We start from the raw sequence: 20,307 nt of genomic DNA, 5'->3' as shown, positions 1-20,307 counted from the left end.
GCGACCTACTCGTCCGGGACGAGAATCGGGGTCTCGCGATTCAGGCTCTCCCCGCGGAAGAACGGCTTCGCACCGGGGCGCAACGACCAGATGCCCATGAGCACGAATCCGAGCAGGAGCGCTCCCACGCCGATGACGAAGGCGCCGCCGATGCCGAAGATGACGGTGTAGCTGTAATCCACGCTGATCATGTCGATGCAAGACTGCACGAAGGCGTAGGCCAGCATGAGACCGCCGAGCACCGGGAGGATGCCGCGCATCCACAGGTTGCGAGCACTGTCGCGCAGGGTGGCGCGGAAGTACCACGCGCACGCGAACGACGTGATCGCGTAGTAGAGGGCGACGGCGAGCCCCATCGAGGTGAGCGAATCGGCCAGCATGTCCTCAGAGAGGATGGACATGCCGACGTAGTACACGATCGCCGCGGCGCCCATCACGGTGGTGGAGAACCAGGGCGTCTTGAATCGCGGGTGCAGCTCGGCGAACTTCGCGGGGAGCGCCCGGTAGACGGCCATCGACAGGGTGCCGCGCGCGGTCGGCAGAATCGTCGTCTGGGTCGAGGAGGCCGCCGACAGCATGACGCCGAGCAGCAGGAACCATCCCCAGGGTCCGAAGAGCGCCCCGCCGAGCACGGTGAACACGTCGTCGAGGTTCGCCTCGTTCGTGAGGCCGAAGCCCGTGTCGCCGAAGCCTGCGAACATCATCACGGCCACGGAGATGCCGACGTAGAGCACGATGAGCACGACGATCGTCGAGAGCGCGGCGCGCCCCGGGGTCTTGCGCGGATTCTTCGTCTCTTCGTTGAGGGCGAGGCAGGTGTCCCAGCCCCAGTAGATGAACAGCGCGAGCAGCACGGCCTCCATGAACCCGGACCACGACGTGAGCTGGCCCGGGTTGAACCACTGCCAGTCGAACGCGATGGAGTCGGCGTTGCTGCCGTCGAGCGCGTGCACGAGGGCCAGCACGCCGAAGAGCAGCATCGCGACGATCTGGATCGTCATGAGCACCATCTGCAGCTTCTCGCCGATCTGCACCCCGATGGTGCTGATGAACGTCATGAGCGCCATGAAGACGACCGAGGTCGCGACGACGATGGCGCGATTGTCGGCGAACTCCTCGTTGCCGAGCAGCAGCCAGAAGTACTGGCCCGTGATCTCGCCGACGTTGGCGAGCACCATGACCGCGGATACCGCGACCGCCCATCCGCCGATCCAGCCGGCGACGGGGCCGAACGCCTTCGCTCCCCACACGAACGTCGTGCCGCAGTCCGGCATCTCGCGGTTGAGCTCCTGGTACGCGAACGCCGCGAACACCATCGGGATGCAAGCCACGACGAAGACGAGCGGAGCCTGCGCGCCCACCGCGAGGATGACGTACCCGAGCGTCGCCGCGAGCGAATAGAGCGGCGCGGTGGAGGCGAGTCCGATGATCGTCGAACCGACCACTCCGAGCGCGTTCTGGTTCAGACCTTTGCCGACGTGGATGTGCCCGGTGTCGGTGGCATTGCTGAGCGTGTGTTTCGCCAAGGCGAATCCTCCTCTATGAGGTCGGGGTGCGACAGCGATCATCCTATAGGTGGGAGAGCGGGGCGCAGGGCAGGCGATCCGGATCGCGGCACGTTCGAGCGACACGACGGATTCCGCAGCTCCTCCCCCGATCCACTTCCGAAATGGCCGGTCGATACCCGGCGAATTCGCATGATTCGATCCCGGAGACCGGTAGTGCATCCGACCGCCCGTGTGGGAGACTGGGCGTGCACAACACCGACGATCACTAAGGAGTGAGTCACCTATGAGCACGTTCGCCGTCATCAATCCGGCTACGGGCGAGACAGTCGCCGAGTACCCCGACGCGACCACCGAGGAGATCGAAGCCTCGCTCGCGTCGGCGCAGGAGACGTACCAGAACTGGTCGCGCAAGACCACCGTCGCCGAGCGCGCGGCCCTCGCGCAGCGGGCGGCAGAGCTGTTCGAGGAGCGCAAGGACGAGCTCGGCGCGATCATCAACCGCGAGATGGGCAAGCCCATGGATCAGTCGGTCGGCGAGGCCGAGTTCTCGGGTGCGATCAGCGCCGCATTCGCGTCGAACGCCGAGAAGTGGCTCGCCGACGAGCAGCTCGAGGTCGAGGACGGCCTGAAGAGCTTCTTCCGCTTCCAGGGCACCGGCGTGATCCTGGGCATCATGCCGTGGAACTACCCGTACTACCAGGTCGCGCGCTTCGCGGTGCCGAACCTCATCCTCGGCAACACGGTCATCCTGAAGCACGCCGCGCAGTGCCCCGAGTCGGCGCTCGCGCTCGAGCAGCTCTTCCTGGACGCCGGCTTCCCGAAGGGCGCGTACGTCAACGTCTTCGCGACGCATGATCAGATCGAGGGCATCATCGCCGACGACCGCATCCAGGGCGTCTCGCTGACCGGCTCCGAGCGGGCCGGCGCGATCGTCGCCGAGCAGGCTGGTCGCGCGCTGAAGAAGTGCGTGCTCGAGCTCGGCGGCTCCGACGTCTTCCTGGTGCTCGACACGGCCGACCTCGACCACGCGGTCGAGCACGCCGTGGGCGGCCGCATGGAGAACACGGGTCAGGCCTGCAACGGCTCGAAGCGCATCGTCGTCATCGACTCGCTGTTCGACGAGTTCGCCGAGAAGTACAAGGCGGCCATCGCGGGCCAGTCGTACGAGGCCGGCGACTTCGGTCCGCTCTCCTCCGCGGGCGCGACGAAGACGCTCACCTCGCAGGTGCAGGGCGCGATCGACCAGGGCGCCGAGGTGCTCGTCGGCGACAACACCCCCGACGGCAACCTGTACACCCCGTCGATCCTCACGAACATCACGCCGACGATGGACGTCTACAGCCAGGAGCTGTTCGGGCCCGTCGCGCAGCTCTACAAGGTCTCGAGCGACCAGGAGGCGATCGACCTCGCGAACTCGTCGCCCTACGGCCTCGGCTCCGTCATCATCTGCGACGACCTCGAGCGCGCCGAGCAGGTCGGCAACCAGCTCGACGTGGGCATGGTCTTCATCGGCGGTGCCGGTCTCGAGGGCGCCGACGTGCCCTTCGGCGGCGTGAAGAAGTCGGGCTACGGCCGTGAGCTCGGCAAGGTGGGCATGCTCGAGTTCGCGAACAAGAAGCTCTTCCGCTTCGCCGCGAAGTAACTCGCAACGCGTTCTGAGGCCCCGGGATCCCTTGCGGATCCCGGGGCCTCAGTGCGTGATGGGCCGGTCGGCGCGTACGCGGGAACGCCTGCGCGGTACAGTTGGCGCACATCGTTCCCGCGGCCCGCGCCCGTGAACACTGCACGTCATCACGACAAGGACGCACACGACGGGAATCATCATGGCGCAGTTGAACACTGAAGCTGTTGCATCGATCGGCGACGATCCACGGGATCACGGCACGGGCCTCAAACGGGTGATCGGGCCGAAACTCCTCCTGCTCCTGATCATCGGCGACATCATCGGAGCCGGCATCTTCGCCATCACGGGTCGCGTCGCCGGCCAGGTCGGGGGCGTCGCATGGCTTCCCTTCCTGCTCGCGTTCGTCATCGCGACGCTGACGGCGTTCTCCTACCTCGAGCTCGTCACCAAGTACCCGCAGGCCGCCGGGGCGGCGCTCTACGCGCACAAGGCGTTCCGCGTGCACTTCGCGACCTTCATCATCGCCTTCGCCGTAGCCTCCTCCGGCATCACCAGCGCCGCGACGTCCGCCACCCTCGTCGGCAAGAATCTGCTCATCGGCGTGGGGCAGTTCATCGACGGTGTGCCGCAGGACGCGACGGCGACGATGTTCGCCGCCATCGCGATCATCCTCGTGCTCGCGCTCATCAATCTGCGCGGCGTCGGCGAGAGCGTGAAGTTCAACCTCGTGCTCACCCTCGTGACCATCGCGATCATGGCCGTGATCATCCTCATCGGCGTCATCGCGATCGTGCAGGGCAACGGCGACGTCTCACGACTCGTCGTCTTCGAGACCCCCGCAGATCGAGGCGCATTCGCCGCGGTCACGATGGCGACCGCGATCGCCTTCTTCGCCATGGTGGGCTTCGAGGACTCGGTGAACCTCGTCGAGGAGTGCAAGAACCCGCAGCGCGACTTCCCCCGGATCATGCTCACCGGCCTCGGCATCTGCGCCGTCGTGTACATGCTCGTCGCCGTGACCGTCATCATGGTGATCCCTCCGGGAGACCTGCTGAACCCGAAGAACCCCGACGCCGGAATTCTCCTCGACGTCGTGCGCATCGGGGCCCCGGGCATCCCCGTCGACGCGATCTTCCCCTTCCTCACCGTCTTCGCTGTAGTCAACACGGCCCTGATCAACATGCTCATGGCGAGTCGCCTGCTGTACGGGATGGCGAAGCAGGAGGTGCTTCCGAAGGTGCTGAGCAGGGTGCTGCCGAAGCGCCGCTCGCCCTGGGTCGCGATCGTCTTCAGCACGCTGCTCGCCGTCGGCCTCGTCGTCTACGTGAACCTCAACTCCGACAACGGCATCGTCGGCGCGCTCGGGGGCACCACCGGTCTGCTTCTGCTGTGCGTCTTCGCGGTCGTCAACGTCGCCCTGCTCGTGCTGCGACGCGAACCCGCGGTGGAGGGCGGGTTCCGAGCGCCCACCGTGATCCCGATTCTCGGGGCGGTGCTCTCGCTCTTCCTCGTGGGCCCCTGGGCGCGGAGCGTCGAGGACTGGATCCAGTACGAGATCGCCGGGCTCCTCCTCGCCATCGGAATCGCGTTGTGGCTCGTCACCTGGGCGGCGACCGCAGTGAATCGGAAGCGCAGGCGAGCGCGTCAAGGCTGAGGCAGGAAGGTTCGGCTCAGGAACTCGGTCAGCTCGCCTCGGGCCGTCAGCGGCAGGACCACCGAGACGTACTGGTCGGGCCGCACGACCACCAGGGCGCCCTGGCGGCTGATCCCGCGCGCCTCGAAGATGTCGTCGGCGGGGTGCGCCGCGTAGATCTTCTCGTAGTCCGTCAGGCCGAACGGGCCCGAAGCCGGGAGGAACAGGCGGGACACCTTCGAGATGTCGACGTCGTGGTGGTGCTGCTGGAATACGGCCTTCACGTCGAATACCGCATCGATGTCCGCCCCCGAGGGCGTGAAGCGGGCGAGCGGGGACTCGTCGGCGTCGAGCATCCACTGCGCCCACTCGTCGAGACGCGCGCCATCGGCGTCGGCGAATGCGTAGATGCGAAAGCGCCCGTCGGCCCGGTGGTGGTGCCCGAGATGCACGTCGACGGCATCGGCGACGCGCGTCGTCAGCACCGACTTGAAGCGCTTGCCGATGGTGAAGCCGCTCGCGAGTTCCTGATGCGCATCGGTGCCGACGAGAATCGAATCGGCGTACTGCGTCATGAAGCCTGCGGGGAATTCGGCGGTCTGCACGTAGAACTCCGCGACCTCGTCGGGAGAGTCGAACTCCTCGGGTTTCTTCGCCATCAAGGTCGACCACTGGAGATCGAAGTCGATCAGGTTCTTCGACGTCACCCAGCGCTCGTCGGAGTAGGTGCGGAGCAGCGACTCCGGGCTGCGGCCCTCGAGCACGTACCCGAGCTTCCACCCGAGGTTCCACCCGTCCTGCATCGAGACGTTCATGCCCTGCCCCGCCTTGGCGCTGTGAGTGTGGCAGGCGTCTCCCATCAAGAAGACGCGCCCCTTGCCATCGGGCGAGGTCGCCGCATCGTCGAAGCGATCCGTGAGCCGATGCGCGACCTCGTACACGCTGTGCCACGGCACATCGCGCACATCGAGCGTGTACGGGTGCAGGATCGCGTTCGCGCGAGCGATGATCTCTTCGAGCGAGGTGGACCGCACCTGGCCCGCATCGTTCTCGTCGGTCTCGCCGAGATCGACGTAGATGCGTGCGAGATGGTTGCCCTCGCGCGGAATGTGCAGAATGCTGCCGGCCGCCGAGTGGATGATGCACTTCTTGCGGAAATCGGGGAAGTCGGTGACGGCGAGCACGTCCATGACGCCCCACGCGTGCAGGGACGACGACCCCGCGAGGGAGCCGCCGATCGACCGCCGCACGGTGGACCGCGCACCGTCGGCCCCCACGACGTACTTCGCGCGAACGACCACGGTCTCGCCCTCGTCGTCTCCCTCTTTGGCGGCATTGATTCCGGCACCCGTGAAACCCGAGATCCTCCGGAGCGTCACCGTCACCGGGTACTCCCCCTCACCCGTCACTTCGAGGTCGACGAACTCGTAGCCGTAGTCGATATCCCCGCGGGCGGGTGCGCGCCTGGCATACTCCGCGAAGTAGTCGATGACGCGAGCCTGGTTCACGATCAGGTGGGGGAACTCGCTGATGCCCTTCGGATCATCGGGGGTGATCGAGCTGCGCACGATGTTCGCCGGGTTCTCGGGGTCGGGGCTCCAGAAGTCGGTCTCGGTGATCTGATAGGCCTCTTCGGTGATCTGCCGTGCGAACCCGAACGCCTGGAACGTCTCGACGCTGCGCGCCTGAATGCCGTCGGCCTGGCCGAGCACGAGACGCCCCTCGCGGCGTTCGACCACCCGCGTCACGACGTTCGGGAACTGGGCGAGCTGAGCTGCCGCGACGATCCCCGCCGGGCCGGAGCCGACGATGAGCACGTCGATCTGCTCGGGAAGGTCGCTCGGACGGTCGAGGCCGACGCCCGCGGCAGGAAGGATGCGCGGATCGGTCGCGACATACCCGTGGTGATGGAACTGCACTGTTTCTCCTCACTGCCCGCGAGCCGCGCCGCGGTTCAATGTTCAATAAATGAACACGAAGTTTGAATACTGCACAGAAAGAATATGTCGCCGGTCGACTCCGCGCAACACGGTCGAGGCTGCGGATCCGACAGAATAGGAGCCATGACTCCCGCGAGCGAAGCCCGCAGCACGGCTGGTGGCCCCGCCGGCTCTGCTGCCGGATCCCAAACTCTGTCGCGCGGCCTTCGCGCGCTCGAGCTCCTCGCAGAGGCCGAGTCGCCGATGTCGATCGCAGATCTTGCAGCCGGACTCGAGGTGCACCGCTCCAACGCCTACCGGATCCTTCGCACACTCGAGCAGCACCGCTTCGTCGCGCGAGACGAGGCGGGCCTGATCCGGCTCGGACCGAAGCTCACCGTGCTCGCCCGCGGTGTCGCTCCCGCGCTGCACACCGCAGCCATGCCGGTCATCACCGAGCTTGCGTACGAACTCGGCATGACCACGTTCGTCACCGTGCTCGACGCCGATGAAGTGGTCACGCTGGTGACCGCCGAGCCGTCGAACGTCGCCGCGACCATCGCCCGGAACCCGGGTGTGCGCCATCCGCTGCACCGCGGCGCTCCCGGCCACGCCATCGAGTCGTCGCTCACCCGCGCGGAACGGAAGGCCTATCTCGGCGATCCCGAGATGAGCCGAGCGGGGAGCGAAGCACGGCGCAAGGGCTACGCGCTGAGCCGCGCCGAGGTCATCGACGACGTCACCGGCATCGCGGTGCCTCTGCGCATCGCGGGCGAGCCTCCCGCGGCGATCGCGGTCGTGCACTTCAAGGTTCCGGAGACGATCGGCGAGGTCGTCGATGCGCTGCAGGAGGCCGCGGAGCGCATCTCGCAGAGCTACCGCTAGACCCGCCCGATCGCGAGAGACCGCGCGCTGGCGGCGCACGCGCTTTCGCACCCGCGCCGTTCTCACTAAAATGATGAGGTCCAGCTCGGTCGGGTGCGTTCCGGCCCTGCCGGGGAAGGCGCTCGAAAAAGGGGCGCTGCTGCCGGGGCGACGCCGCCCGGCGAGACATACACGGTTCCCTGTATTTCGAGTACCCATTCAAAGGACCTGTGATGTCTGACACGACTCTCGTGCGCGCTCTGGCGACCGCACTCGCTCCGCACTCCCGCGTAACGTTCGGCCTGATGGGCAATGGAAACGCCCACCTGATCGAGCAGCTCACCGACCTCGGGCTCAGATACGTGGCGGTGCGCCACGAAGCCGGAACCGTCGCCGCCGCGGACGCGTATACGCGGGTGAGCGGCAGATTGGCGATCGCCACCACCACGTACGGCGCCGGCTTCACGAACACGCTCACCGCCCTCGCCGAGGCTGCGCAGGCCCGCACGCCCATGCTCGTCGTCGTCGGCGACGCGCCGAGCACCGGCCCTCGCCCGTGGGACGTCGACCAGGAGATGCTCGCCGCAGCGCTCGGAATCCGCACGCACACGCTCTCGGTGACGAACATCTCGCGAACGGTCGAACGCGCGGCGGCGTACGCGCATCGCGTTCGGCGCCCCGTCGTGCTGGCGATCCCCTACGATCTCGTCACTGCGGAGGTCGCCGATGCTCAGGCTTCGGGCGCGGCCGCACCCGCCTCCGAGGCGCAGGGAATCGATCTCGCCGACCCCGCTGTACTCGCCGCCCTCTCCGCTTCCGTATCGGGCGCCGAAACGGCCTCGCCGAGCGAGAAGCCCGCGTCCGCCGACTCGTCCTCCCCCGCGTCGCCGCACCCCCGGCCCGCGCACCACCAGATCGAGCTCGCCGTCGACGCTCTGCTCGAAGCGGAACGCCCGCTCATCATCGCGGGGCGCGGAGCGCACGTGTCGGGCGCAGCACCCGAGCTCGGCCAGGTCGCATCGGTGCTCGGTGCACCCACCGCGACGACAGCGCTCGGCCGCGGAATCTTCCCCGACCACGACTTCGATCTCGGCGTCACCGGCGGCTTCGGCCAGCACCGCGCGATGGGCGTCATCGAGACGGCGGACGTGGTGCTGGTCGTCGGAGCGAGCCTCAATCAGTTCACCATGCGATTCGGCGATCTCTTCGGGGCGGGCGCGACGGTGATTCGCGTCGACGCGGAACAGGTCGCCGCGCCGAAGACGAATCGTCCCATCACGCACCAGCTCCTGCAGGGCGATGCGCGCGGCGTGCTGCAGCTGCTGATCGCGGGGATCACGGCGCAGCGCCGCGATCCCGGGAGCGGCGGAGAAACGTGGCGCGCCTCGCTCGACGGGCTCGAACCGGGCGGGTCGCTGCGGAGGCGGAGCACCGGCGCCGCAGGCGGTCTGTGCGAGGACGGCAGGCTCGATCCTCGGGCCGTGGCCGCGCGCATCGGCGAGTTGCTCCCCGCAGAACGCCACGTCACGACCGACGGCGGGCACTTCCTCGGCTGGGCGAACATGTACTGGCCGGTGGACTCCCCCGAGCGCATGATCATGGTGGGCACCGCGTACCAGACCATCGGACTCGGCTTCTCGACGGTCGCCGGTGTCGCGGCGGCCGTTCCGGGGACGACGACCGTGCTCAGCACCGGAGACGGTGGCGGGCTCATGGCACTCGCCGACCTCGAGACTGCGATTCGCACCGCGTCGAGCTGCATCATCGTCGTATGGAACGACGGCGCCTACGGCGCAGAGGTGCACCTCTACGGAGAGATGGGTCTCGATCAGCAGCCGATGCTGATCCCCGATGTGGATTTCGCGGGTGTCGCCTCCGCGCTCGGGGCGACCGGCGTGCGGGTGCGAGCACTCGACGACCTCGATGCGCTGCGCTCCTGGGCGGAGGCGGGCGCCTACGGCACGATCCTGCTCGATTGCCGCGTCTCGCGCAGCGTCGTCGCTGAGTACCAGCGCGAGATTCAGCGCGTGAACGGCCTCGACGTGCCCGCCGAGACCGTCGATTCGGAGTAGGCCGGGCGCGGCCCGCGCGGGATCCGCGCTCAGCAAGGGATCCGCGTTCTGCAAGCCGCCCTGGAGGCGCGGCGGCTTGCGGAACGCGGATTCCTTGCAGAATGCAGCGCGGGGTCAGGGCTCGAGCGGGAAGACGACCTCTCCCCCGACCAGCGTCACCGCCGTTCGCGTCGCCAGAATCGCCTCGGCGGGGCCCGTGAACGGGTCGCGCGACGCCACGGCGATGTCGGCGCGCTCGCCCACCCGGATACGGCCCGCAGCATCGAGCACCAGCGACGAGGATCCGCTGGTGTAGGCCGCGACGCTCTCGGCGAGGGTTAAGGCTTGGGACGCGTCGAGCACGTCAGGGTCTTCGCCGTTCGGAACATCAGCATCCGGCGGCGCCGGCAGCGAACGGTTGACCGCGACGTGCATGGCCAGCCACGGGTCCGGCGGTGACACCGGCCAGTCCGAGCCCATGGCGAGATCGGCCCCGCCATCGGCGAGCGTGCGGAACGGGTAGCCGCTCCGCATCCGCTCCTCGCCGATCATCGGCACGACGTGCGGATCGGGCGCAGCCCAGAGGGCCTGCATGTTGGCGGTGAGCCCGAGCGGCCCGAAACGGATCGCATCGTCGGGGTGGATCATCGAGAGATGCGCGACGTGATGCCGCGGGCCGGGTCCGTTCGCGATGCGCGCGGCCTCGACCGCGTCAAGTGCGACGCGGATGCCGCGATCTCCCATGATGTGCAGATGGAGTGCGAAGCCTGCCGCGTCGAGCTGCTGCACGAACGCCTGCACCGCGGCCTCGCTGAAGTGCAGCTCTCCGACACCGGCATCGGCACCGCTGCCGTCGCCGTGCGAGCAGTACGGCTCGAGCAGCGCAGCGGTACCGCCGTGCGGCACCCCGTCGATCATCGCCTTCGCCGTCGAGGTCGCGAAACCCGCTGCGGCGTTCTCGGAGCGCAGGCGCACGAAACGGTCGACCAGTGCCGGCACGTCGGCCTCCTCGAGGCCCGGCGCGATCCACAGGGCGCCGGATACTCGGCTCGGCAGCCTTCCGTCCGCGATCGCACGGCGATACGCCGCAGTGCAATCGGCCTTCCCGTTGTACTCGCCGAGTATGGCCTCGTGCCAGCCCGTGATGCCGAGCGACCACAGGTGCTGCTGCGCATCGAGCAACCCTGCGGCGATCTCATCGTCCGTGGCCGGAGGAATGACGCGACCCACGAGCTCGGCAGCGGTCTCGTTCAGGTATCCGGTGGGCTCGCCTTCGGCGTCGACCACGATGCGACCGTTGGGCGGCTGCGGCGTCTCGCGAGTGACGCCAGCGAGCTCGAGCGCGCGCGAATTGACCCAGAGCGTGTGATGCCCCGCGTCGGAGAGCGCGATCGGGCGGTCGACGACGATCGCGTCGAGCTGATCGCGCGTCGGGTTCGGGAACAGCTCGTGGCTCCACCCGCCCCCGGTGATCCAGGAGTCGGGATCGGCCCCGCCTGCGCCGCCCGCGGCGGCCGCCTCGCGTATGAGCGCGAACGTCTCCTCCGGGGTGCCTGCGCCCGAGAGGTCGCAGCTCAGGCGTTCCACACCGGCGAAGGCGGCGTGCACGTGCGCGTCGACGAACCCGGGGGTGATGAGCCCGCCGCGCGCGTCGACGACGCGCGTGCCCGGCCCCCGCAGCGCGAGCACGCTCGCATCGTCGCCGACCGCGACGATGCGCTCGCCGCGCACCGCGACGGCGGTGTGATCGGTGCGCACTCTTCCGTCGAAGACGCGCCCCGATACGAGGCACACGTCGGCGAAGTCGGTCATATCATCTCGTCTCTCTCGGGCGCTTTGCGATGCACCGCGGCGCACCGCGCGGAATAGCGCATATCGTCTAGATCAACCGGAACACGCGGATCACCACGTGCCCGGGCTCGGGTCGTGCATAGCCGACGAACTGCGACGCCGTCAGCCATTCGAGTTCGGGGTGCTCGGTCTGGAACACGAAGGCGGTGCGGTAGTACAGCGCCCGCTCGTCGAGCGCCTCGCCCGCTTCGAGCCGCGCGAGGCCGGCGGCGTCGGTGCGCCAGTACCCTCGATTGACGACGTCGACGGCGGCGGTTCCACCGCTGTCGAGCTCGGCCTCGATGAGGTATCGGGCATCGAGGCGCACGGTGAGCCCGCGCCCGTTCCACCAGTCGCCGCCGCCGGGGAGGATCCTTCCGCGCAGTTTCGGCCCGTCGAACGTTCCGCCGGTGATCGGCGCGAAGTGCAAGCCCTCTTCGGGGGTCGAGCCTCCGATCGGGACGGCGTCGTCGACGGCGACGCGCAGTTCGAAGCAGTACTCGAAGTCGGGTGCGATGAGCGGTGAGGTCATAGGTGGTCCTTCGGAATGCGGGTCGGGTCGGTCGGCGCCGCCGGGAGCGGGCCCGTGATGGTGGGAATCGCCGAGGTACGACCGAGCCTACGGCGGCGCGGTCGCCACCCCTCTCGCGGGATGGAATCGAGCAGCACCCGAGTGTATTCGGCGCGCGGAGCATCGAGCAGCTCCCCGGTCGGGCCGGCCTCCTCGACCCGCCCGGAGCGCATCACCACGACGGTGTCGCAGAGTCTCCGGATCACGGTGAGATCGTGGGTGATCATCAGCAGCGCGACACCGGACTCCCTGCGGATGCGATCGAGCAGGGTGAGGATCTCGACCTGAGTGGTGACATCGAGCGCGGAGACCGCTTCGTCGAGCACGAGAATCTCGGGATCGGCGGCGAGCGCCCGCGCGATGGCGACTCGCTGCCGCTGCCCTCCCGACAGCGCCCGGGGTCTGACGTCGAGCAGGGCCGGGTCGAGGCTGGCCTGGCCGACGAGCTCGCCGATCCTCATGTCGATCTCCGACTGCGACGCCCGCTTCTGGTGCACGCGGATCGCCTCGGCGAGGCACTGCCGAACCGTCTGCCGCCGGTCGAGCGATTGGTAGGGGTCCTGGAAGACCATCTGCACGGTCTTCGCGCGAGCGCGCCGTGCGCCGCTTCCCCGCGCCGGTCGGCTCCAGTCCTCTCCGCGAACCGTGACCGAGCCGGCGTCGGCGCGCTCCAGCCCGCAGATGATGCGCGCAGACGTGGATTTCCCCGATCCCGATTCTCCGACGATGCCGAGGCACCCTCCCGGCGCGAGATCGAAGGCGACGTCGTCGACCGCGACGAACTCCTCGCGGCCGCGGCCCGATGCGCTGCGCACTCGGAAGGTCTTGCGCAGGCCCGCGACCGAGAGGATCGGGGCCGCCCGCTCCGCACCCTCACGCGGCTCGGTACGCGTCGCATCTGCGTCGCCGAGTGCGGCCGACATGAGGACCCGCGTGTACTCCTCCCGGGCATCGCGTCGCATCGTGTCGGCCGCGAGCGTCTCGACGATCCGGCCCTGCTGCATCACCGCGACCCGATCGCACACGGCTCCGGCGAGCGCCAGGTCGTGCGTGATGAACAGGAGCGACAGGTTGCGCTCGCGACGCAGATCCCCGATCAGGGCCATGACCTCCTCCTGCGTCGTGACGTCGAGAGCGGTCGTGATCTCGTCGGCGAGCAGGATCTCGGGTTCCATCGCCAGCGTCGCTGCGATCATCACGCGCTGCAGCAGGCCGCCGGAGAGCTCGGCGGGGAACTGCCCCAGGCGACGGGCGGCATCGGGAATGCCGACCTCGTCGAGCAGTTCGCGTGCGCGGCGCCTCGCCGCATCCGGACGCACACCGTCGACGGTGATCTGCGCTTCCGTGAGGAAGTCGCCGATGGTGCGGAGCGGATTGAGGTGCGCGCGAGGCGTCTGGAAGACCATTCCGACCCGACGGGCACGCAGATCGCGCAGCTCCACCGGAGGGAGCGCGGCGGTGTCGCGACCCAGGAGCCGCACGGTGCCCGTGGTGGTGAAGTGCGCGGGAAGCAGACCCGCAATGGCTCGCACCGAGAGCGTCTTGCCCGATCCGGATTCGCCGACGAGCCCTACCGCCTCCCCGGCTTCGACCGACAGCGTGCAATCGTGCACGAGGGTGCGGTCGGTGGTCGAGATGGAGAGCGCGTCGAGTTCGAGTACGGGGGCGTTCATCGTTCCTTCTCCTCTGCCCAGGTGGTGATGCGCGCTCCGATGACACTGACGGAGAGCACCGTGACGACGACGAAGAGCGCCGGGTAGAGCGCCTGCTCGGGCGCCCCGGCGAGAATGCCCGCCTGGCCGCCGGCGATCATGGATCCCCAATCCGCGGCGGGCGGCTGCTCGCCGAGTCCGAGGAACGAGATCGCGGCGAGGTCGAGCATCGCGTAGCCGAAGCCGACCGCGACCTGGGCGGCGATCACCGGGATGAGAGCCGGAACGAGATGGCGGAAGCAGATGGCGGCGCCCGAGACACCCTGCACGCGCAGCGCGGCGATGTACGGCTTGCCGAGCTCGCGGGACGCTGCGGTCTGCGTCAGCCGCGCGACGACCGGCACGTATGCGATCGACAGCGCGATCACCGGCGCGAGCACGCCCTTGCCGAACATCGCGACGGCGAGCACGGCGAGCACGAGCCCGGGGATCGCGAAGATCACGTCGACGATCCGCGCGATGGCGCCGCGGATCACCCCGCCGAACCATGCGGCGACGATCGCGAGTGCCGAGCCGAGCACGGTCGAGAGCACCACGACCGCGATGGGCGCGATGACGCTCGTGCGGGCTCCGGCGAGCACTCGCGACAGGATATCGCGACCCACGTCGTCGGTGCCGAACGGATGCGCGAGCGATCCGATGCCGTTGACATCCCCGGTGTAGAGCTCCGAGGGGTCGTAGGGCGCGATCCACGGGCCCACGAGCGCTGCGATCAGCACGATTCCGAAGACGGCGACGGCGCTGCGGAAGAGCCAGTCCTTGCGCGCCGCCTGCGTAATGGTCTGCGGGGATCTGCCCCCGGCGAGTTGTGCGACGCTCATGCTGCCCTCCCGGCATCGATGCTGTCGGGGTCGATGATGGCGCTCACGATGTCGGCGACGGCGTTGAGCACCACGAAGATCGTGACGAGCAGCAGGGAGACGAGCTGCACGACGGGCAGGTCCTTTCGGGCCGCGGCCTCCGTGAGCAGGGAGCCGATGCCTCCCAGCCCGAACGCCTGCTCGGCGATCGCGGCGGCCGCGAACAGCCCCGCGACCGTGGTGCCCGAGATCGCGAGGATCTGGGGCGCCGCGTTGCGGAACACGTGGACGCGGAAGATGCGCCCGCGAGGGATGCCGCGCACGCGCGCGGTCTCCACGTGCTCGGAGTGGATCTGCGCGACGAGGGAGCTGCGGGTGACCCGACTGATGTACGCGATGAACAGGACTGCCAGCGAGATCGCGGGGAGCGTCAGATGCCACAGCCGATCCCATCCCGCTGATCCCTCGCCGTAGACGGGGAACCAGCCGAGGGACTTCGCGAAGATCCAGATGAGCAGGATCGCGACGACGAAGGTCGGGAGCGCCATCCCGAGCGCCGTGAGCAGACCGACCGTGCGATCGACGCGCGGGCCGCGCGTCGCCGCGAGGATGCCCGAGCCGACTCCCACGACGATAATCAGGACGACCGTGAGCAGGACCAGCTGCAGCGTCACGCCGAACCGCGGTGCGACCAGATTCATCACGTCGGTCTTATAGACGAAGGATCGGCCGAAGTCGCCCGAGAACACGCCACCGAGCCACTGCAGGTAGCGCGACCAGATCGGGTCGTCGAGGTGGTACTCGGCCCGGATCTGGGCGATGAGCTCGGGCGTGGGCTTCGCGCCTCCCGCGAGCGCGGCGATCGGATCCCCCGGCGTCAGGAGCAGCGCGGCGTAGATGACGACGCTCGCGAGGAAGAGCGTCAGCAGCAGGCCGCCGAGTCGCCCCACGAGGGTGCGTATGAGCAGAGAATTCACGACGTTCCTTCCGCGCTGCTCCGCCGACTACCGTCCGCCGAGGTGCAGCGCCCAGGGGCTGCTGTACATGGCGACCGAGCTCGTGATGCCGGTGAGGTCGTCGTTCAGGTAGCTGAGCTGGTACGCCCCCGCGAGGGTGACCTGGAGCATGTCGGGCGCGAAGATCTCCTGGGCGGCGACGAACTCCTCGGCGGCCGTCTGCTCATCGGTCGCGGTGCGCGCCGCCTGCATGTGCGCGGTCACCTCGTCGTTCGCGTACCCGCTCCAGTTGAACACCCCGCCGAGCTCCTCGGGCAGCATGAACAGCGACGGGTAGCCGAGCACGCCCGGAGTCTCGAGGTATCCCTGCGTCGCGACGAAGTCGATGCCCTCGCGAGCGGCGGGATCGTAGAACATCGCTCCGAAGTCGGAGGCCTGCATCTCGTTGATCTCGATGTCGATGCCGATCTGCTTCGCGGCGCTCTGCACGATCTGCGCGGTGTTCTTGAACTCGGTCGCGCCTGCGGGAACGGCGAGCACGAGCGGCGCACTCAGATCCTCTCCGCTCTCGTCGACGAGCCGCTGGGCCGCTTCGAGGTCGACCTCGGGCGCCTGCAGCTCGTCGTAGCCCTTCTGGTAGACGTCCGCGGCCGCGAGCTCCTGGAACGTGAAGGGCGGCACGATCGTGCGCTGCGGTTCGCCGAGGCCGTTCAGCACCGTGTCGATGTACTGCTGCCGGTCGATCGCGAGACTCAGCGCGCGGCGGATCTCGGGATTGGCCGCCGGCCCCTCCGATGTTGCCGGCCCGAAGCTGTAGGAGGCCGTGGAGGGGCCGACGATCAGACTGCCCGCGCCGTCGCCCTCGAACGCGGCGCGCGACGTCGGAGACACGTTCAGCGCTCCGTCGATCTCGCCCTCGGTCAGCGCCGTTGCGAGCGTCGAGGCATCGGAGACGAAGACGTACGTCAGCTCGGAGACGAGCGGCGCGCCGTTCCAGTAGTCGGGGTTCGCCGTCGTCACGATCTCGCTGCCGGGCGACCAGCCACCCGCTGCGAGCTCGTAGGGGCCGGTGCACATGAGACCGCCGTCGGAGGTGCCGAGGGCGTCGCCCGCCTCCGCACCGAATGCGGCGCTCATCACCGCGCCGCCCTGACCGGCGAGCGCGTCGCGGAATGTGGAGTCGGGTGCGGTGAAGGTCACGGTGACCTCGTGATCGCCGGTCGCCTCGATGCCGCTGACGAGTGCGAACGCGGCGAACCACTGCGATTCGGGCGAGCGATTGCGTTCGAGACTGTAGACCACATCCTCCGCGGTGAGCGGCGTGCCGTCCCAGAACGTGACGTCGTCGCGCACTTCGATGACGAAGGTCGTGGGATCGGTCCACTCGGCCCGCGTCGCCAGCCCGGGCTCGACTGAGAAGTCCGGTTGCAGGGACAGCAGGTTGTCGCAGAGGTTCGGAATGATGAGATTCGCGGAGGAGACCGGATCGAGCGTCGCGGGCTCGCCCTCCACGATCGACCAGGTCACCTCGTCGACGGGTGCGGTTCCCTCCGGAGTCGAGGCGACGAGGTCGGCGGTTTCCACGCCGGCGCGGGCGTCGGAGGACGACCCCTCCCGCGGAGCGCAGGCGGTCAGCGCGAGGAGCGCCACGGCACCGACGGCGGCGCCGGAGATGAGGCGGGAACGAAACATGGTGGGTCCTTTCGATGACGCGGACGGATCGTCGGTGATTCGCCGCGGGAGTACTGGTGAGGGCGAGCGGCTCAGCGGAGCACGAACACGCGGATGCAGACCTGCCCCGCATCGTCGCGAGCGAGCCCGATGAACTGGTGCTCCGCGAGCCACCGGTGGGCCGGAGCATCGGTCTGGAACACCGGGGCGGTGCGGAAGTACAGGCCCTCGGTCGTCTCGGGAAGGTCTTCGCCGGCTTCCATGCGCGCGAGCAGATCCGGGGTCGCTCGGAAGTAGCCGCGGTTCAGCACGTCGATGACCGATCCGTCGTCGGCTCGGATCAGGTAGCGCGCCTCGAGCTGGGCCGTGGCGGATCGCGTCACGGCCCAGTCCCCTCCCCCCGAGAGCACCTCCCCCGTGAGCGCCGGCCCGTGCACGGAGCCTCCGGTCACCGGCGTGAAGCTGAGCGCTTCGTCGACGCCTCGGCCGACGTGCAGATCGTGGCCGATCGTCGCGCGGATCTCGAAGACGAACTCGAGGCTCGGCGCCGGGAGGGCTGCCAGCTGCTCCGCCGGCGTGAGGCGCGAATGCGGTTCGGTCGTGCTCATGCGAGTGCTCCCTGGAGTACGGGGAGATCGAGCGCGAGCGCGTCTTCTCCCCCGATGATCAGCGTCTGGGTGTTCGGCACGCTCTCGACGCCGTCGGTCCACGGGTCGCGGCCCGTTCCCGGCTGCGGCAGGAACTCGGGGTAGTCGCTGCTCGAGACGTGCACGCGGAGTCGGTGCCCCGCACGCAGTCGGTAGCCGACCTGGCCGAGGTCGATCTCGAGCGTCGTCGCATCTGTCGCGTCGAGCAGTTGCTGCTGCCCGCGAGCGATGCGCACCGCTGTCCCGTCGGGGGCGACGTCGAGCACGCGAACGAAGCAGTCCATGACGGGGCCCGTGGATCGCACGCGTACGCGCGCGGTGACCGGACCCGCGAGGTCGACGTCCTCGGTCTGCTCCGGGCTGGTGAAAACCACGACATCGCTGCGCTCGCCGACCGGCGCTTCATCGGGAAGGGTGAGCAGGTACGAGAACGCGTCGGGCGCAGTCGAGGGAACGAGGTTCTGCGGGTCGTGCACCCACGAGCGCTCCTCCGCCGAAGCGGGACGCTCGGACGAGATGCCGCCCTCGATCGTCGCGTAGCGCGTCTCGCTGCGCGATCCTGCCGGTGGCCAGACCGCCTCGGTGCGCTCTTCGTCCGTACCAGCGAGCTGCCAGACGACTCGAGGAATGCCGGCCACGGCACCCTCGCCCCGCACGAACACCTCGAAGAACGCGAGCGCGGGATCGAGCGTGCGCGGGAGGAGCGCCCGAATCTGCTGTTCGGTGCGCTCTGCGACCCGGTCGCCCGGGGCCTCCGCGAACTGGTAGCTCTCATGATCGATCGCCTCGATGCGAAGGTAGTGATGCGCGTCCCAGGCGGGGTGCTGCGCGATCTCCTCGACGTCGGCCCACGAGAGCGGCGCGCAGTTGTCCCACCATCCGATCGTGTGCAGCACCGGGACGGAACGACCCGCGAAGGCACTTCCGTTCGGGAAGCGCGGCAGGGTGACCGGGTGCGGAACCCACTGATCGTAGGAGCGCGAGCGGGCCCCCGCCCACTGCTGGAACGCCTCCGCCTGCGCCTCGAAGTCGCGCCGCGACCAATCGGGTTCCCAGAGGAACGTGTCGTTGCCGTGGAAGTGCGTGAGCGGGTAGAGGTTCGTGATGCCCATCTCCACGGCCCGCACGCGCGTTCCCGGATCGCGATGCACCGGTTCGCCGAGGCTCGTGCCGGTGACCCGCGGCGCGATCGCCTTCAGCGCGGGGTGACCGCTCGCGGCGGCGGCCCACTGGGTGTACCCGTAGTAGCTGTCTCCCCACATCGCCACGCGTCCGTTGGACCAGGGCTGCGCGATGATCCAATCGAGCGTGTCCTCCCCGTCGCGCACCTCGTTCACGAAGAGCTGGGCTTCCCCCTCGGAGCGGAACTTGCCCCGCACGTCTTGCGCGACGACCCGGTATCCGTGCCCGAGGAAGTACTCGGCCACGAGCGGGATGAACGTGTACTCGCCGTTCTTGTCGTACGGGAGGCGGATCAGGATCGTGTCGCCGGGCGTCTCGTCTCTCGCCCCGTCACTCGTGGATGGGAGGTACACGTCGGTCGCGAGGTGCACGCCGTCACGGGTTCGCACGCGGTGCTCCCTCGCGAGTTCACTCACGGGGGCGGCGCCCAGGCGCTGATAATCGGCCATGTCACTCCTTCGAGACTGGGATCGGAACCGGCTCTCGACGGAGCGGTTCCGGGGTGCGGCGGGTGCCGGTGAGAACAATGTACGAGCGGTGCCAGTAAATAGTCAAGTCTGACTAGACAATTTTTACGCGGTCGAAATACTCGCTAGTCTTCGGGAGTACGACCCGCGCCCGTCTCCCCGGAGAGGACTCTTCCATGGCACGCCCCTCAGTCGCCGACGCCCGCCGCGAGCAGATCATCGATGCGACCCTCACGACGATGGCGCAGCACGGGATCAGCGGCACCACACTCGACCGCATCGCGGACGCCGCGGGCATGTCTCGGGGGCACGTGAGGCACTTCGTCGGCAACCGCGATCGCCTGCTGCTCGATGCGGCTCGAGCCTTCTACGTCGCCCCCGCCGTCATCCCGCCCGAGATCGACGCCCTCGAGCCGGCCCTGGACTACCTCTTCGGCGAGGAGTTCGCGAGCTCGAGCGCGGACAACGCGATCGTGCTCGCCTTCGTCGAGCTTGCCAGGTCGTCGGAGGACATCGCCGCCGTACTGGCGGAGGCGTACGGCTCGGCGCGGGAACGGCTGCTCGCGTTCATCGCCGTCGCATACCCCGACGCCGGCGATGCGCTGCACGAGGTCGCCGCACAGGGCGTGCTCGCCACTGCCCTCGGCAACGTCTTCATCGGCGACTTCGACCGGGAGCCCCGGCGCACGGCGCGCTCCCGCGAAGCGGTCGACGCGTTGCTGACCGCACTGCAGGACTGAGCGGAGCCGGTTGATCGGCGTCCGCGTCTGCGAGTGCTTCCCGGTTCGCAGAGGTGTATCCTCTCCGAAGACAGACCGAACGCTGCAGGGCGGTGCGTTCGACGCTGATCCGAGGGCGCGTACGACGACGAC

Annotated in this window: 15 protein-coding genes; 5 read left to right on the top strand and 10 right to left on the bottom strand. The window is 68.6% G+C overall.

The window, feature by feature from the left end; genetic code table 11:
- Positions 1 to 5 precede the first annotated feature (5 nt).
- Positions 6 to 1,526, bottom strand: coding sequence for an APC family permease (locus tag PQI23_RS04300; protein WP_339971886.1), 1,521 nt, complete (start codon positions 1,524 to 1,526; stop codon positions 6 to 8).
- Between the two features lie 265 nt (positions 1,527 to 1,791).
- Here PQI23_RS04300 and PQI23_RS04295 point away from each other — a divergent pair, with 265 nt between their 5' ends.
- Entirely contained in the window at positions 1,792 to 3,150 is a 1,359-nt protein-coding gene (locus PQI23_RS04295) for an NAD-dependent succinate-semialdehyde dehydrogenase (protein WP_339971884.1), read from the top strand.
- A gap of 181 nt (positions 3,151 to 3,331) precedes the next feature.
- Entirely contained in the window at positions 3,332 to 4,786 is a 1,455-nt protein-coding gene (locus tag PQI23_RS04290; protein WP_339971882.1) for an APC family permease, read from the top strand.
- On the opposite strand, the gene PQI23_RS04285 is transcribed toward PQI23_RS04290, so the two are convergent.
- On the bottom strand, positions 4,777 to 6,684 hold the full coding sequence (locus tag PQI23_RS04285) for an FAD-dependent monooxygenase (protein WP_339971880.1): 1,908 nt from the start codon (positions 6,682 to 6,684) through the stop codon (positions 4,777 to 4,779). The two genes, PQI23_RS04290 and PQI23_RS04285, sit on opposite strands and share 10 nt — an antisense overlap.
- Positions 6,685 to 6,828: 144 nt before the next feature.
- Here PQI23_RS04285 and PQI23_RS04280 point away from each other — a divergent pair, with 144 nt between their 5' ends.
- Positions 6,829 to 7,569, top strand: coding sequence for an IclR family transcriptional regulator (locus PQI23_RS04280; RefSeq protein WP_339971878.1), 741 nt, complete (start codon positions 6,829 to 6,831; stop codon positions 7,567 to 7,569).
- Positions 7,570 to 7,781: 212 nt separating this feature from the next.
- Positions 7,782 to 9,620 (top strand): thiamine pyrophosphate-binding protein, encoded by a 1,839-nt coding sequence (locus PQI23_RS04275; protein ID WP_339971876.1) that lies wholly within the window; start codon positions 7,782 to 7,784, stop codon positions 9,618 to 9,620.
- 114 nt (positions 9,621 to 9,734) lie between these two features.
- Here the strand turns inward: PQI23_RS04275 and PQI23_RS04270 are convergent, their stop codons facing one another.
- The 8 genes from PQI23_RS04270 to PQI23_RS04235 form a co-directional block, all read right to left on the bottom strand.
- Positions 9,735 to 11,411 (bottom strand): amidohydrolase, encoded by a 1,677-nt coding sequence (locus PQI23_RS04270; RefSeq protein ID WP_339971874.1) that lies wholly within the window; start codon positions 11,409 to 11,411, stop codon positions 9,735 to 9,737.
- A 67-nt stretch (positions 11,412 to 11,478) separates the two neighbouring features.
- On the bottom strand, positions 11,479 to 11,961 hold the full coding sequence (locus PQI23_RS04265; protein ID WP_339971872.1) for a DUF3237 domain-containing protein: 483 nt from the start codon (positions 11,959 to 11,961) through the stop codon (positions 11,479 to 11,481).
- Positions 11,958 to 13,673 carry an ABC transporter ATP-binding protein gene (nikE, locus tag PQI23_RS04260; RefSeq protein ID WP_339971870.1) on the bottom strand — a complete coding sequence of 572 codons (1,716 nt, stop codon included), beginning with the start codon at positions 13,671 to 13,673 and terminating at the stop codon, positions 11,958 to 11,960. The genes PQI23_RS04265 and nikE overlap by 4 nt, the downstream gene beginning before the upstream one ends.
- Positions 13,670 to 14,533 carry an ABC transporter permease gene (locus PQI23_RS04255; RefSeq protein WP_339971868.1) on the bottom strand — a complete coding sequence of 288 codons (864 nt, stop codon included), beginning with the start codon at positions 14,531 to 14,533 and terminating at the stop codon, positions 13,670 to 13,672. The genes nikE and PQI23_RS04255 overlap by 4 nt, the downstream gene beginning before the upstream one ends.
- Positions 14,530 to 15,489, bottom strand: coding sequence for an ABC transporter permease (locus tag PQI23_RS04250; RefSeq protein ID WP_339971866.1), 960 nt, complete (start codon positions 15,487 to 15,489; stop codon positions 14,530 to 14,532). Before PQI23_RS04250 ends, PQI23_RS04255 begins: the two co-directional genes overlap by 4 nt.
- A 27-nt stretch (positions 15,490 to 15,516) precedes the next feature.
- Positions 15,517 to 17,160 carry an ABC transporter substrate-binding protein gene (locus PQI23_RS04245; protein WP_339971864.1) on the bottom strand — a complete coding sequence of 548 codons (1,644 nt, stop codon included), beginning with the start codon at positions 17,158 to 17,160 and terminating at the stop codon, positions 15,517 to 15,519.
- 71 nt (positions 17,161 to 17,231) lie between these two features.
- Positions 17,232 to 17,747 (bottom strand): DUF3237 domain-containing protein, encoded by a 516-nt coding sequence (locus tag PQI23_RS04240; RefSeq protein WP_339971862.1) that lies wholly within the window; start codon positions 17,745 to 17,747, stop codon positions 17,232 to 17,234.
- Positions 17,744 to 19,417, bottom strand: a complete 1,674-nt coding sequence (locus PQI23_RS04235; protein ID WP_339971860.1) for a CocE/NonD family hydrolase — start codon at positions 19,415 to 19,417, stop codon at positions 17,744 to 17,746. Before PQI23_RS04235 ends, PQI23_RS04240 begins: the two co-directional genes overlap by 4 nt.
- 194 nt (positions 19,418 to 19,611) lie before the next feature.
- On the opposite strand from PQI23_RS04235, the gene PQI23_RS04230 reads away from it, so the two are divergent.
- Positions 19,612 to 20,175 (top strand): TetR/AcrR family transcriptional regulator, encoded by a 564-nt coding sequence (locus PQI23_RS04230; RefSeq protein ID WP_339971858.1) that lies wholly within the window; start codon positions 19,612 to 19,614, stop codon positions 20,173 to 20,175.
- Positions 20,176 to 20,307: the final 132 nt, after the last annotated feature.

It is taken from the genome of Leucobacter sp. USCH14 (genome assembly GCF_037619215.1).
In the GTDB taxonomy this organism is placed as follows: Bacteria; Actinomycetota; Actinomycetes; order Actinomycetales; family Microbacteriaceae; genus Leucobacter.
This window is presented reverse-complemented; position numbering and strand designations above follow the sequence as displayed.